This is a genomic window from Hymenobacter mellowenesis (assembly GCF_030581005.1).
Lineage (GTDB): Bacteria > Bacteroidota > Bacteroidia > Cytophagales > Hymenobacteraceae > Hymenobacter > Hymenobacter mellowenesis.
Genome location: NZ_JAUQSX010000021.1, coordinates 13839 through 28943 on the forward strand (window position 1 = coordinate 13839; position 15105 = coordinate 28943).

The 15105-nt window shown below is 60.7% G+C and carries 10 protein-coding genes; 5 read left to right on the forward strand and 5 right to left on the reverse strand.

Annotated features, from left to right (window positions below):
• Positions 1-78 precede the first annotated feature (78 nt).
• The 4 genes from Q5H92_RS25615 to Q5H92_RS25630 form a co-directional block, all read right to left on the reverse strand.
• Positions 79-900: a DUF4249 domain-containing protein gene (locus Q5H92_RS25615; RefSeq protein WP_305014432.1), complete on the reverse strand. Its 822-nt coding sequence runs from the start codon at positions 898-900 to the stop codon at positions 79-81.
• Between the two features lie 3 nt (positions 901-903).
• Positions 904-3246: a TonB-dependent receptor gene (locus tag Q5H92_RS25620; RefSeq protein WP_305014433.1), complete on the reverse strand. Its 2343-nt coding sequence runs from the start codon at positions 3244-3246 to the stop codon at positions 904-906.
• A gap of 147 nt (positions 3247-3393) precedes the next feature.
• Positions 3394-4650 (reverse strand): pyridoxal phosphate-dependent aminotransferase, encoded by a 1257-nt coding sequence (locus tag Q5H92_RS25625; protein WP_305014434.1) that lies wholly within the window; start codon positions 4648-4650, stop codon positions 3394-3396.
• Positions 4651-4848: 198 nt separating this feature from the next.
• The gene (locus Q5H92_RS25630; protein WP_305014435.1) at positions 4849-7221 is read right to left on the reverse strand and encodes an outer membrane beta-barrel protein; all 2373 of its coding nucleotides are present in this window, start codon (positions 7219-7221) and stop codon (positions 4849-4851) included.
• Between the two features lie 270 nt (positions 7222-7491).
• Here Q5H92_RS25630 and tsaE point away from each other — a divergent pair, with 270 nt between their 5' ends.
• Both tsaE and Q5H92_RS25640 read left to right on the forward strand, forming a co-directional pair.
• Positions 7492-7929, forward strand: a complete 438-nt coding sequence (tsaE, locus tag Q5H92_RS25635; RefSeq protein WP_305014436.1) for a tRNA (adenosine(37)-N6)-threonylcarbamoyltransferase complex ATPase subunit type 1 TsaE — start codon at positions 7492-7494, stop codon at positions 7927-7929.
• A 208-nt stretch (positions 7930-8137) separates the two neighbouring features.
• Positions 8138-9364 carry an alanine dehydrogenase gene (locus Q5H92_RS25640; RefSeq protein WP_305014437.1) on the forward strand — a complete coding sequence of 409 codons (1227 nt, stop codon included), beginning with the start codon at positions 8138-8140 and terminating at the stop codon, positions 9362-9364.
• 434 nt (positions 9365-9798) lie between these two features.
• Here the strand turns inward: Q5H92_RS25640 and Q5H92_RS25645 are convergent, their stop codons facing one another.
• Positions 9799-10725, reverse strand: a complete 927-nt coding sequence (locus Q5H92_RS25645) for a flavin reductase family protein (RefSeq protein ID WP_305014438.1) — start codon at positions 10723-10725, stop codon at positions 9799-9801.
• Positions 10726-10870: 145 nt separating this feature from the next.
• Between Q5H92_RS25645 and Q5H92_RS25650 the strand changes: the two genes are divergently transcribed.
• The 3 genes from Q5H92_RS25650 (at position 10871) to Q5H92_RS25660 (ending at position 15054) form a co-directional block, all read left to right on the forward strand.
• Positions 10871-12136 (forward strand): MFS transporter, encoded by a 1266-nt coding sequence (locus tag Q5H92_RS25650; RefSeq protein WP_305014439.1) that lies wholly within the window; start codon positions 10871-10873, stop codon positions 12134-12136.
• 152 nt (positions 12137-12288) lie between these two features.
• A complete protein-coding gene (locus tag Q5H92_RS25655) occupies positions 12289-13215 on the forward strand; it encodes a M28 family peptidase (protein ID WP_305014440.1) in 927 nt (308 codons plus the stop codon).
• A gap of 273 nt (positions 13216-13488) precedes the next feature.
• Positions 13489-15054 carry a hypothetical protein gene (locus Q5H92_RS25660; RefSeq protein ID WP_305014441.1) on the forward strand — a complete coding sequence of 522 codons (1566 nt, stop codon included), beginning with the start codon at positions 13489-13491 and terminating at the stop codon, positions 15052-15054.
• The last annotated feature ends 51 nt before the right edge of the window (positions 15055-15105 follow it).

Below are 15105 nucleotides of genomic sequence, written 5' to 3' on the forward strand. Positions count from 1 at the left end.
TAGGTAAAAAAAATTATATGTATTAATGTGTTTTACAAACGCTTGTGCTGGTCCGCGTAAATTTTGGTGGTGTCTTAATTAAGGGATGAATAGCCGCCGCACCCGCCGCGAATGCGCGCTGAAGTAGCCCAGCGCGCCGCCCGAAAAGTTGGATTTGGGGTTGGCGGGGGTAGTGCTGAAGGCGGGGTTGTTCTGCAAAATCTGGTTGAGGGTGCGGAAATACTCGTACACATTAGGGTCGATGTTCTGCATTTCCACGCGCAGGCTGTCGCCGGAGGCCAGTTTGTCGAGGTCGTCGGCGGTGCCGCCGCCGCCCATGTTGCGCAGCGACTGGCTCACGCGCTTGCCGTCGGTAAACTTGTCGTTCTGAATAAAATAGGTTTTGTTGAGGCGGCCGTTGCGGTATTGCCGGAACAGGTAGCTGTTGCCCTCGCCGACGGGGTCAGTATATTCCACCACGGCCTGGATGGATTTGGTGTCGAACGTGCCGGGCTGGGTGCGGAGCCCGTCGAACGGCACCACCACGGGCAGCGTCGAGACGGCCACGTAGGCGGTGCCGCCGGTTTCCACGCGCAGGGTGTAGGCCCGGCCGGGCACGCCGCGCAGGGTGGCGCCGCGGTACTGGCCTGGGCTGGCTTCGCGCAGGGTTTCGCGGGCGCCGGTGTCGTCGCTGAGGGTGACGGTGGCGCCGGTTACGGCCGGGAAATTGTTGGTTTCGGCGTAGTTCGCCGAGCGGTTGAGGCTCACCTGGCAGGGCTGGCCGTCGTCGGCGAGGTTGCCTTCGATGACGAGCTGCGAATCGGAGGTGTTCAGCTTCAGGTCGATGGTTTTCTCGCAGCCCGTGCCGGCGAGCAGGAGGGCGGCAGCGGCCAGAAGCAGCTGTTTGTTGAGGCGCGGCATGGCTTAGAAGCTGAAATTATAGGTGGCCGAGGGGATGAATTTGAACAGGGCCGTTTGCACGGCGCGGGTGCGGCTGGGGTCGTTGGGGTCGGCCTCGAAGCGGATGCTGTAGGCGTTTTCGCGGCCCAGGGCGTTGTACACCGAGAACGTCCAGCTGCTGTGGAAGCGGTGGCCTTCCTGGTGCGGCTTCTCGTAGGTGGCGCCTAGGTCGAGGCGCTGGTAGAAGGGCATGCGGTCGGCGTTGCGTTTGCCGAAGTAACTCACTAATTGGTTGCCAATCTGGTATTTGCCTACGGGGAAAGTCACGGCGTTGCCGGTGCTCGTCACGAAGGTGCCCGAGAAGCTCCACTTCGGGTTGAACTGGTAGATGGCCACCACCGAAAGGTCGTGGGTGCGGTCCTGGCGCGAGGGGAAGTAGGCGCCTTGGTTGATTTCGGTGAACTTGCGCTCCGAGCGGCTCAGCGTGTAGCCCAGCCAGCCGGTGAGGCGCCCTACGTCCTTGCGCACCAGAAACTCGATGCCGTAAGCCCGGCCGGTGCCGTAGAGCAGGCTGGCTTCCACGTCGAAATTACCCTGCAGTTGGGTGCCGTCGCGGTAGTCGAGCTGGTTTTGCAGGGCCTTGTAGTAGGTTTCTACCGTCATCGAATACTCCTTTTTCGGGCCCAGCGTGCGGTAGTAGCCGGCCGACACCTGGTCGGCCACCTCGGGCTTCACGTTGAAGCTGGTGGGGATGTAGAGGTCGGTGGGCGAGGAGGCGTTGGCGTTGCTGAGCAGGTGCAGGTTTTGCACGTTGCGGGCGTAACTGGCCTTCACCGAGCTGGCCTCGTTCAGCTGCAGGCTGGCGGCAAAGCGCGGCTCCAGCTTCACGTAGGTTTTCAGGAATTTATTGCAGGCGTAGTCGGTGGCGGCCAGCACGTTGCCGGCTGCGTCGTAGCTCGAATACGTGCCCGGTCCCAGCAGACTAAAGCCCGATAGCCGCAGGCCGGTGGTGAAATTGAGGCGCGGCGCGGCTTGCCAGTCGTGCGAAACATACGCGGCCGTTTCCAGCGAATAATTGGTTTTGTCGGCCGTGGCGTTAATGCCCGAGGAGGCATCGGCCGTGACGTGGCCCGGCGTGATGGTGTGGTAGATGGCCTGCCCGCCAAAGCGCAGGGTCTGGGCTGAGCTAGGGTAAAATTCAAAGTCCTGCTTCAGGTTCCAGTCCTGAATTTTGGAATCGATGCTAAAATTCCGGTCGTTCGAGGAAATCTTAATCTGGTAGTCGTACTTGCTGAAAATCAGCGAGGTGTTGGAGAAAATGCGGTCCGTGAACAGGTGGTTCCAGCGCAGCGTGCCCGTCTGGTTGCCATAGGTCTGGCCGAAGGTGTTGCTGAAGCCCAGCGCGTCGCGCCCCAGGTAGCCCGAGAAAAACACGCGGTTGCGCTCGTTCAGCACGTAGTTGGCCTTGGCGTTGAGGTCGTAGAAATACAGGCTCGACTGGCGCGTGGTGGGATTGGAGGATAATTTGAGGAAAATGTCGGCGTAGGTGCGCCGGGCCGTGACGAGGAACGAGCCCTTGTCCTTGACAATGGGCCCTTCCAGCGCGAGGCGCGAGGCAATGAGCCCGATGCCGCCGCTGCCGTGCAGCTGCTGGTTGTTGCCATCTTTCATCTTGATGTCGACCACCGACGACAGCCGCCCGCCGTACTGCGCCGGCATCCCGCCCTTATACACGGTCAGGTCTTTGATGGCGTCGGAGTTGAACGTCGAGAAAAAGCCTAGTAAGTGCGAGGCGTTATATACCGTTGCTTCGTCCAGCAAAATCAGGTTCTGGTCCACTGCGCCGCCGCGTACCGTGAAGCCGCTGCTGCCCTCGCCGGCGCTTTTGATGCCCGGTAGCAAGGTCAGGGTTTTGATGACGTCTTTCTCGCCAAACAGCACCGGTACCTTAGCAATCTGTTTCAAGTCAATGGTTTCGACGCCCATCTGGGCCTTGCTAATGCCGGCATCGGTGCTGCGGGCCGTCACCAATACTTCGGTCAGTTCGCTGCCGCCGGGGACCAGCTTGAAGTCGAGCCGCTGGCTGGCCGTGGTCGTCACGCTGCGCTTTTGAGTGGCAAATCCGACAAAACTGACTTCCACCGTATAGGTGCCCGACGGCACCGTGAGCGTGAAAAAACCGTAGGCATTGGCCCCGGTGCCTACGCCGGAAAGCTCCACTATCCGAATGGTGGCGCCGCTCAGGTTTTCGCCCGACGAAGCATCTTTCACGGTCCCGCTGAGCGTGATGCGGCTTTGGGCCCAGGCCGGCCCGCTCGCCAGGAGCAGTAGCAGGCACAAGCCCAGCAAAGAAAAACGTAGGGGCATAGCAGCGAGCGCAGTTGGTTGGAAAGGCGAAATTACCGCCGGCCTGCTGAGCCGGGCCCACTTTTCTGCCAATTCCCGGTTTATTCCACCCACAAGGCTCAATTCTACGGGCGGTTTCTGCAAATGCGAACGGCTGGCGGCAAAAGCCTATTTCAGCTTATCCAGCGCGGCCTTTAGGCGGGGCAGGGAGGCCAGAATGGACTCCACCGTTTCGGCGCCCACAGAGGCGCGGAACCACGGCTCCGTGGCCGGCGAGCCGAAAGCGGAGAAAGGCACCAGGGCCAGCTGGGCTTCGGAAATGAGGTAGGAGGTGAGCTCGGCGGTGGTGCTGAGCACGGTGCCATCGGGGGCGGTGCGGCCCAGCACGTCGATTTGGGCGGTCAGGTAGATGGCCCCGGCCGGGGCCACGGCATCCACAGGATAGCCTTCGCTCTTCAGAGCTTTCAGGCCGTCGAAAAGGGCGGTGAGGGAGGTTTGCAGGCGGCCCTTGATGCTGCCCAGAAATTCATCGACGGCGGCGGTCTGGGGCAGGAATTTGCCGGTGGCCACCTGCTCAGCCTTGGGCGCCCACGCCCCGACGTGGCCCAGAATGGACTTCATCTTCTCGATGATGGCTGTCGGGCCGAAGCCGTAGCCAACGCGCACGCCGGTGGCGGCGAAGCACTTCGACGTGCCATCGATATAAACGACGTAGTCGCGCAGCTCGGGGCGCAAACTCACAGGGTCGTAGTGCTGGGCCGCGCCGAAGGTGAGGAGCCAATAAATCTGGTCGTAGAGCACGTAGAGCGGCTTCTCGTCGGGGCTGCGGCGCTTATTTTCGGCAATCACCAAATCGCAGATTTCCGCTAGGCCTTCTTTGGTGAAGACCGTGCCGGTGGGGTTCAGCGGCGAGCACAATGCCAGCAGCGTGGCGCCCGCTACGTGCGGAGCTAGGTCGGCGGCGGTGGGCATGAAGTTGTTTTCCGGGCTGGTGGGCACGGCTACCGGCGTGGCGCCCACTAGGTGGCAGTAGTGGTTGTTGTTCCAGCTGGGCAGCGGGAAAATGGCGCGGTCGCCTTCGTCGAGCAGGGCCCGGTAGGTGGCGTAGATGAGCGGGCGCGAGCCGCCGGCAATTAGGATATCGTTGGGGTTGTAGTCGAGGCCCTGGCGGTCTTTCAGGAAGGCCGACACGCTGTTGCGCAGCTCGCCCATGCCGGCCGCGGGCGGGTAGTTGGTCTGGCCGGCCTGATAAGCTTCGATGATGCCGCTGGTGAGGCCGGCCGGAATCGGGAAGATTTTAGAGTCGAAATCGCCGATGGTCAGGTTGCAGATGTTGGCGCCCTGGCGCACCTGCTCGCTTACCTGGTTGCCAATTCGAATGATTTCGGAGCCGATAAGTCCGGCTGCCATCTTGGATACTTGCATGAGGAAAAACGGGAAACGTAAGGCCACAACGGCCTGCGAAGGTAGCCCACGCTGCGCTTAATGAGGAATGAGTGGTGTGCTCGGTAACCCAAAACGTCGTGTCGAGCTTGCCGAGACATCTCGCTCGGGGCAGTAACCAAATTGATTGGTGACAGCACGCGAGATGTCTCGGCAAGCTCGACATGACGTTTCTTCTACTCACTGCCCGTTAGCGCGGCGCAGCTCTTCTTCGGCCCCGGCGGCCCGTTTGCGCGCCGCCGCCACCTTGCTGCTGCCGAATCGGTAGGTGAAGGCGGCCGTGGCCACCTGGGTATCCTGGCGCAGCCGGAAGCTTTCCGTAAAGCTGTCGTAGGTGGAGGTGGAGCGGATGGGCGCAGTGTAGAGTACGTCGGCCACATTCAGGCGCAGGGTGGCCTGCTTGGCCCAGAAGCTGCGCTGCACCCCCACCAGCAGCTGGCCACGCGGCTGCACATGCTCAAAACCCCAGATTTCGCCCGACTGAAACGTCCCGTTCAGTTCACCCAACCAGCCGTGGGGCAGGCTGAACGTGTTGCTGGCCGTGAGGAGGCAGGCCGGCTGCCGGCGGTCGAGCGCCGTGCCCGCCAGATTGCCGCGAAACCGGGAATAATAGAACACCCCGTTGGCATAGAGCGTCCACCATTTGGCCGGCTCCAATGGAGCCGTGAGGGTGAGGGCGTAGTAGTCCTGGGTGGTCAGGTTTACGTCGCGGTTCACCACCAGGCGCCCGCCGTCGGGGGCAGGCTGCACCACCGTCACGATGGGCTTGTCGGTTTGGGCATAGCTCAAAGCCGTGCTGAATTTCTGCTTGTAGGTGTGCGTCAGCTCAACGTTGTAGCTGGTCTGGGCTACCAAATCGGGGTTGCCGGCGCGGTAGGAGGTGGCATCGAAGTATGACCGCAACGGGTTGAGCTGGCCGTAGTTGGGCCGGTCGATGCGGCGGCCGGCGGCCAGCGCCAGGCTGTGCTGCGCGTTGAGCACGCGCTGCACCGACGCCGACGGAAACAACTGCAAGTAGTTCCGTTCGCGCGGCAGCTCACCGCCCTGCTCGGTGCGAATGTTCGCCATCTCGGCCCGGAGCCCGACCTGGAAAGTGGTTTTGGAAGCCGTGCCCTGTAGGTTGGCATACGCCGCCGACACTTTCTCGAAGTAGTTGAAATGACTGGAAATCGAAGGATTATAAGCCCCGTTATTCAGGAAGACCACATCGTTGCGCGAAGTCACGCTGGTGGCTTTCGCGCCGGTTTCAAGGCGGGCCCGGTGGGGCAGGGGCCGGCTGAAATCCACCTTCACGGCCCCAATCTGCAATTCGCTGAGCTGGTCGCCGGTGAGCAGGGGCGAAGCCGCTGCCGGGTACTGATAAAATGTGTTCAGGACCAGCAGGCGGGTGGTGTTGTAGCGAGCTATATCCGCATCGGCCGTGAGGGCCGCCGCCGTGGACGAGTCGGCAAACGTGTGGCGGAAATTGAGGTTGGCGCTGCCGCTGGGCCGCCAGATGTCCTGCAGCGTGCGGGAGCTGTTGCGGCTGCTTGGGGCGCCCCAGGCGTCGTTAAACTGGGTCTGGCTGGTGTTGACGGTATTGGTTTGGCTGAGCAGCGTGGTCAGCGACACGCCCAGCAACGACGCCTTAGTCAGGTTGATATCGGTGCCGACCTTGGCGCTGTGCGATTCCAGGTCCAGCAGCCGCTTACCCGCAATGATGCCGCTCAGGGCCGGCAGCGCGCCATCGGCCGCAAATTGCCGGTCGAACTCCTGGCGGGCAAAATCGCGCCGGTTGACGTAGGTATAGGTGCCGTAAAAATTGACTTTTTTGCGGCGGTGGTTGAGGGAAAGGCCCGTGGTGAACTTGCCGTATTCGCCGCGGCCGTAACTGAGGTTGGCGCTGCCGTTGGTGCCCAGGCGCTGGTCTTTCTTGAGGTTGAGGGCGATGACGCCCGCGCCGCCCTGCGCATCAAACTGCGCCGAAGGATTGGTAATCAGCTCGATGCTTTGCAGCTGCTCGGCGGGCAGGGCGCGCAGGTAGCTGGCCAGCTCCTCGCCCGTCAGGGGCACGCGCTTGCCATCTACCAGCAGCAGCAGTCCCTGGCGGCCGCGCAGCCCCAGGTTGTTGGCGGCATCCAGAGTCACGCCCGGCGCGCGGCCCAGCACATCCAGCGTGGTGGCCCCGGCCGAGAGCGGGCTGTCGGCTACGTTCACCACCGTGCGGTCGGTTAAGCGTTCAAACAACGGTTTGCGGGCCGTCACGGTTACTTCCTTTAGGGCCGTGGCCTGGCTGGTAGCCAGCGTGATGGACGGTAGCGCAACCCCCGCGCTGGTGAGCTCAAACACCGGACCCCAATACCGCACAAAGCCCACCTGACTTACCGACACCAGGTAGCGCCGGCCGCCGGCCGCTTCGAGCCGAAAAGCCCCTTTTTCGTCGCTGAAGTTCGTCTTCACCGCCACCGAATCGGTGGCCCGGTGCAGCGTCACGGTTGCAAACTCAAGCGGGAGGCCCGCTGGCGCCAGCACTGTGCCGCTCACCGCGGGCAGGCTTTGGGCCGATAGTGCCATCGGGGATGACAGCGCCAGGAGCCCGCAAACCGCCCAGCGGCCCGGAATGACGACTACAGAATGCAGCCAGGCTGGCAAAAAAAGCGGCATACGAAGAAATGGGGTAGATGCAGGAAGGAATGCAGGTAGCTCGGGCAGCCGTCAAAAGAAGCGCTACTCTCTTTTAGCTGACCACTTTATGACGGGCTGTAAAGTGTAAAGGTGTGAGTTTCGCCCCGATTATCCAAGAACGAGCAGTGGCGTCCGGCTTGCCGCCGGTAAATTTGCCTTATGCTACCCCAAACCATTGCCATACCCACCCTGGCCGCACTGCCCATTGCCGCCGAGGCACTCCACGCTGCCATTGCCGAGGCCGGCTGCTCCGTGGTGGCCTTCGAAGGCGAGATGGGCGCGGGCAAAACCACGCTCATCCGGGCGCTGGCGGCCACGCTCGGCGTCACGGACGATGTGAGCAGCCCCACCTTCGCGCTGGTAAACGAATACCGCGACGGCCGCCAGCAGCCCGTGTACCACTTCGATTTTTACCGCATCAATTCCATCGCAGAAGCTGAACAAATGGGCGCCTCAGAGTACCTCGATTCGGGGTATCTTTGCCTGGTGGAGTGGCCGGCCCGTGTGGCCGATTTATTGCCCACGCCCCGGCTGGAAACGCGGCTGACAGTGCTGGACGATGAAAGCCGGAAAATGGAGTTACGGATTATTAATTAATGCTTGAACAACTACAGAACGTCATGCTCATCTGGCGTCCGCGCAGCCGAAGCATCTTTGTCCGCTTCGTTGATTCGATTGAATTAGTTGCGCGATAGAGATGCTTCGACTGCGCGGACGCCAGATGAGCATGACGTACTAATTCTACTTAATTATTAATTAGTCGAATCATTTATAATTATTAATTCATAATTTATAATTTCCCAAAATGCCCGAACAGCTGCCCTCCGGTTTTGAGTCTTTGGCCACGAGCCGCGCCTATTTCACCCAGGAATCGATGCTGGCCGTGGAGACGCGCAAGCGCAAGCTGTTTATCGGCCTGCCGCGCGAAACCTCGCTCCAGGAAAATCGGCTGGGCCTCACGCCCGAAGCCGTGCAACACCTCGTATCGGCGGGCCACGAAGTGGTGATGGAAGCCGGCGCGGGCGAGCCCAGCAAGTACGCCGACCATGCCTATTCCGAGGCCGGCGCCCAGATTGCCTACTCCACCGAGGAGGTGTTCAAGGCCGATATTCTGCTGAAAGTGGCGCCGCCCACGCTGGAGGAAATTGAGATGCTGCACGCGGGCCAGACGCTCATTTCAGCTCTGCAAATGGGCTCGATGACGCCGGAATACATCGCGGCGCTCTCGCGCAAGAAAATTAATGCCATCGGCTTCGAGCTGATGAAGGACCCCAGCGGCGCCCGCCCCGTGGTGCGCGCCATGAGCGAAATCGCCGGCTCGACGGTGATGCTGATTGCGGCCGAGTACCTGGCCCGCTCCAACGAGGGCAAGGGTATTATTCTGGGCGGTATCACGGGAGTGCCGCCGTCGCAGGTGGTCATCCTCGGGGCCGGCACGGTGGCCGAGTACGCCGCCCGCGCCGCCACCGGCCTCGGCGCCGAGGTGAAGGTGTTCGACAACCACCTCTACAAGCTGCGCCGCCTCAAGCACAACCTGGGCATGCAACTCTACACCAGTACCTTGGATACGTTTGCCCTGAGCCAGCAAATCCGGCGGGCCGACGTCGTCATCGGCGCGCTGGCGGTGGAGGATGGCCGCATTCCGTTCATGGTGCCCGAGGAAATGGTGGCCAGCATGTCGCCCGGCTCCATCGTCATCGACGTGAGCATCGACCAGGGCGGCTGCTTCGAAACCAGCGAGATGACCAGCCACAGCAACCCGGTTTTCCGCAAGTACGACGTCATCCACTACTGCGTGCCCAACATTGCCTCGCGCGTGCCCCGCACCGCCACCAATGCGTTGAGCAACATATTCACGCCCATCCTGCAGGAAATTAGCCAGCACGGCGGCATCAACGAAGTGCTGTTCACCAACGAGCATTTCCGCAGCGGCGTCTACATCTACCGCGGCTCGCTGACCAATTCGATGATTGCGAAGAAGTTTAATTTGCGGTACAAGGAATTGGGGCTGCTGATTGCGGTGCGGAATTGAGACTTCTAACGGGATTAATTATATGCGAATAATGCCTGTTGTTTTTGATTCTTTATTTGCAATTTCAATTATTGGGAAGTCAAAGGAGTTAGGTTGTAATGAATTGCGTTCACATAGGGCAGTAATTATGATGTCCTATGTTATTGGGTTACTGCTATCCAGTTCCATGCTATTCATGATATCATGTTTTGTGAGCATACAACGGCTTAGCATTGGATTGTTCATCTTCTTGTTTGTTGTCTGTTTGGTTGGACCGTATTTTATAGTAAATAAAGTTTATATACAGTGTGAGAGGTATTTAAAAGACGCCGTATTAACTAAGGCAATATTTTATTCCGATAAAAGAACATTGTTTTCACTTATTTATCTATTTGCTCATTTTTATTTCTTGTATATCGGGTTTCTTGCTGGAAAGAATTAACATACAATTTCTCTTAAGTAAACTGCAGTATCTGCTTTATAGACAACGCCTTCCAAGCCTCCGCCACCTTCCCTTCCGCCAGCAACTCTCTCCCCAGCTGCAGCAATTGCTTCTTAAGCTCCGGCGCGTCGGCGCGGTATTTATTCATTAGATAAGCCACCATTGGTTCGGATTTAAATTCCTCGACTTGCGCTGGCGTGGGCAGGGCGTCGCTCTCGATGTTGGCCAGGCGGCCCAGTTCGTTGCCGGTGAGGACGTCGGAGTTGCGCAGGTGCTCGGGCAGCTGGTCGATGCCGATGCCGATGTGGCGGTTGGGCTTGGGCACTTCGAAAAGGCTGGCGCCGCTGGCCCGGCAGTACCAGTCGCCGCCGAGGCGGGCCACGGCGTCGAGCTTGAAGGGGTCGATGCCGGTGGCGTCGGGCAGGAGGATATCTTGGCGGAAGTGGGCGCGCACCACGCGGCAGATGATGAGGTTGCCGGCCCCGTTGTTCTGGCCCAACTCAATGATTTGCTCCACCACGCACTCGAAGGCTGCTGGGGCCTCGGCCACTCGGGGCGGGCGCACCAGTTCCGAAGTCAGTTCAGTGAGGCCGGCTTTAGTAAATTCATTAACTTCCTTGCCATACTCGGTGCTGGCCAGCGACATCTGCTCCACCAGCGCGAAATCGCAGATGTTGATGACGACCTCGGGCACTTCGCGCACGTTTTGCAGCGTGTGTTTCTGGGTGTTGTCGCGCACGCGGTTGGCCGGCGAAAACACGAGGATGGGCGGGTTGGAGCTGAAGGCGTTGAAGAAGCTGTAGGGGCTCAGGTTCACGCGCCCTTCGGCGTCGATGGTGCTGGCGAAGGCGACGGGACGCGGGGCCACGGCGCCCACCAGAAACGGGTGCCACTGGGCGGGCGTGAGGTCGGTGGGGGTGAGGGAGTGGAATTCGGCCATAGGGCCGCAAAGAAACGGCGGCAGATTGTAGCGCGGGCTTTTAGCCCGCGCTTTTCAGGCCCATATGCAGCCAAGGGGTTTTCAGCTGCGCCTCGCGGACTAAAAGTCCGCGCTACTTTGCGGATTCAACCTTCACCAGCTGCTTGTGAACCAACCGCTACTCACCCCCTCTGCCACCACTCGCCCCGCCGTGGGCGTTTTCAGCGCCATTGTGTTGGTGGCCTCGCTGGGCAATTTTGTCGACCTCTACGACTTGGTTCTATTCGGAATTGTGAGGGTGCAGAGCCTGCACGACCTCGGCATCAGCGACCCGGCGGAAGTGACGAGCAGAGGCCTTTACCTGATGAACATGCAGATGGGCGGCATGCTGCTCGGCGGCTTGTTTTGGGGTATGCTGGGCGACAAGCGCGGCCGGCTCTCGGTGCTGTTCGGCTCCATTCTGCTGTATTCGCTGGCCAACATTGCCAACGGCTTCGTGCAGACCGTGGACCAGTACGCCTGGCTCCGGCTGATTGCCGGCATTGGGCTGGCCGGCGAGCTGGGCGCGGGCGTTACGCTGGTGGCCGAAACGCTGCCCAAGGCAAAGCGCGGCTACGGCACCATGCTGGTGACGTCGGTGGGGGTGCCGGGCGCGTTGCTGGCCTATTGGGTGGGAGAGCATTTTGGCTGGCGCAATGCATATTTCATGGGCGGCGGGTTGGGACTGGCGCTGCTGGTCCTGCGGGCGGGCGTGTTCGAGTCGGGCATGTTTGAGCACACCCGGCAGACCAGCGTGGCGCGTGGCAACTTCTTGAGTTTGTTTGCCAACCGGTTTCAGGCCTCGAAATACCTTCGTTGTCTGCTACTGGGCGTCCCGTTCTGGTTCATGGCGGGCATTTTGATTACGCTGGCACCGGAATTTGGCCGGGCCTTCCAGCTGCAAGGGGCCGTGACGGGCGGCGCCAGCATTGCCTGGTGCTACCTGGGCTGCACGGTGGGCGATTTCACCAGCGGGGCGCTGGGGCAGCTTTTGCGCAGCCGGCTGCGGGTGCTGCGCTACTTTTTCGGGGCCAGCGCTGTGGCGGTTGGCTGGTTTTTGTTTGGGCTGAACGGGGCCAGCGTGGCGGCGTTTTATTTCGCGTGCTTTCTGGTGGGCGTGGCCGGCGGTTTCTGGACGCTTTTCGTGACGGTGGCGGCCGAATCGTTCGGCACCAACATCCGGGCCACGGTGGCCACCACGGCCCCCAACTTTGCCCGGGGCTCGCTGGTTCTCGTGTCGCTGCTGTTTAAAGGCCTGAAGGAGATGCCCGCCCTGGGCATGGTGGGCGCGGCCGCGCTGCTGGGCGCGGTGCTGCTGGGGCTGGCCATTTTCAGTGCCAGCACTTTGCCCGAGACGTATGGCAAAGAGTTGGACTACGTGGAAGAAGTGTAGGGTCGGGGCAATTTAGTTGGGGGAGAGACGCAATAGTTGGAGTTTCGTCGTTGAACGGCTTGCGGTAGAACCGTGCAACGATTTCGTTTAGCGGTGAGACACAAATAGTGCGTTTCTACTACGTCGTATTTTAATCCACCCGGTCAAACTGCATGAAATCAATTCTGGCGCTGCTACTATGCTTGCTGATAGGCGAAGCGAAAGCTGCCATCTCAAACCCACCCGCCGATACCGCCCGGCTGCGTCAGCATCTGCAGTTTCTCACTGCTACCCCGCAGCCGCGCAATTACCAGCACCCGGCCGTGCTCGATTCGGTGGCGGCTTACATTCAAAGCCAACTACAGGCCGCTGGCGCGCACGAAATCGGCACGCAGCCCTACGTGGTGCGTGGCCAAACCTACCGCAATGTGCTGGCCTCGTTCGGCCCACTGGACGGGCCGCGCCTGGTAATCGGGGCGCACTACGATGTGTGCGGTGAGCAGCCCGGCGCCGACGACAATGGCACCGGTGTGGCCGCTCTGCTGGAACTGGCCCGCCTGTTGGGCAGGCGGCCGGCCCTGCCGTACCGCATCGACCTAGTGGCTTACACACTAGAGGAGCCGCCGTTTTTCCGCACCACCAACATGGGCAGCTACGTGCATGCCGCCGCACTGAAAGCCGCCGGCGTGCCCGTGCGCGGCATGGTGGCGCTCGAAATGCTGGGCTATTACGATGACCGCCGAGGCTCGCAGCGCTATCCCATCAGCCCGCTAAAATTCATTTATGGCAGCCGGGGAAATTATGTGACCGTGGCGCAGAAATTTGGCAACGGGCGGTTCGGGCGGCGCTTTGCGCGACAGTACCGGCAGGCGGCGCAGTTGCCGGTGAAGCGCTTCAAAGCACCGGCTTGGTTGCCGGGCATCGACTTTTCTGACCATCTCAACTACTGGAAATTCGACTTCCCGGCCGTGCTGCTCACCGATACTGCTTTCTACCGCAACCGCAGCTACCACGAAGCTACCGATACCCTGGCCCGGCTGGACATACGCCGCCTGGGACTAGCCGTGGATGCGCTGCTGGCGACAGTGTTGGCTAATTAATAAATTGTCATTCAATATTATATTGATGGCAGGCCGACGCGTAGTAGCGCCAACTTTGTCGTTCGCGTCTTCACGCCTTTTGACCTGTTTGAATAGCGCGGGGACGTGAACGACAAAGTTGGCGCTGACCCCGCTGCTGATGCGGCCTACACACTGACCCCGAAACCACTTCACATGAGGCTTGGATGGGCTCAAGCGCATGGCCTGGTAAAACCTAGCGAGCCCGTAATGAGTTGGAAGGGACTAGCTACGTCTTTCCCCCCAACTTGTATTATGCTAAAAACCCGCTACGCACTAGCCTTCAGCAGCCTGCTGTTTGCCGGCACCACCTTTGGCCAGGTGATTCCGCCTGCCACGGGCACCGCCCCACCACCCGCCGCGCCCACGCCGCCGCCGGCCCCCGCGCCCGCGCCGGCTAAGTCGACCGCCTACGGGCCCGGCATGAAGGTGAACCTTTCGCCCGACGGCTCCAAATACCTGCGCTTTATGCTCTGGACGCAGGTTTTCACGCGCTATAACGAAAACAACACCGGCACGCTGCGGGCGCCTAATCTGCCCAAAGCCAGCCAGGTCGATTTCGGCATCCGCCGTTCGCGCATGGTCATCATCGCCCAGCTCAACCCGCGCTTTCTCATCTACACGCACTTGGGCATTAACAACCAAAACGCAGTGAGCGGCGGCGTGAGCCCCACCGTGGACGGAAAAAAGCCGCAGTTCTTCATTCACGAAGCCGTGACGGAGTACAAGGTGAACAAGTACCTTAATCTGGGCGCCGGCCTGCATTACTACAACGGCATCTCGCGGCTGAGCAATGCCAGCACCACCAGCATCCTGGGCGTCGATTTGCCCCAAACTAATTTTCCGACCATCGATTTGCTCGACCAGTTCATCCGCTGGATGGGCGTGTACGCCAAGGGCCGGGTGGGCAAGTTCGACTACCGCGTGTCGGTGAGCGACCCGTTTCTGACCAACCTGCCCGGCAGCCCCAACTATGTGGTGGGCGGCGTGCAAACCGGTAACCCGCTGGGCTTGGGCATCACTAACGTCGCCACCGGCATCAACACCGGCACCAACACCGCGCAGTACAACCCGCAGGATGTCAACCACGTGTACCAGGGCTATTTCAGCTATAATTTCCTGGAGCCCGAGGCCAACCTGCTGCCCTACATGCAGGGTTCCTACCTGGGCACGAAGCGCGTGCTGAGCATCGGCGCGGGCTTTTTCTACAACAAGGACGGCACCTTCTCGCGCCCGGCCAACAGCACCGTGGCCCTGAGCAGCCTCACGCCCGGTACCGACCTGTTTGCCGCCGTGCCCACCACCAAGCACGATATCACGCTCCTTGGCGCCGACGTGTTCTACGACGTGCCGCTCGACACCGCCAAGGGTACGGCCCTCACGCTCTACGGCGTGTATTACAACTTCGATTTCGGCCCGAACTACGTGCGTTACGTGGGTACCGAAAACCCCGGCTATGGCGCGTCCGCCTTGCGCGGCAACGCCGTGCCCCAAGCCGGCACCGGCAACTCGGTGTACGTGCAAGGCGGTTTCCTACTTCCCAAAAACCTGCTCGGCCCCAAAGCCCGCCTGCAGCCCTACGTCGACTACCTGCACTGCAGCTACGAAGGCCTGCAAAACACCGCCGGCAACCGCCGCGGCGTAAACGTGTACGACGCCGGCGTGAACGTGCTACTCGATGGCCACAATGCCAAGCTTACGCTCAACTACCGCGCCCGCCCCGATTTCACCAATCAGGCGCCCCTGCCCGAAGGCGGTGTGCTGGTGAACGACGTGAAATACCGCCCCGAAATCACGCTGCAGACGCAAGTGTTTTTGTAAGCAGGAGAGTTAGAGTCGGCATATCTAACAACAGCACGTCATGCTGAGCGC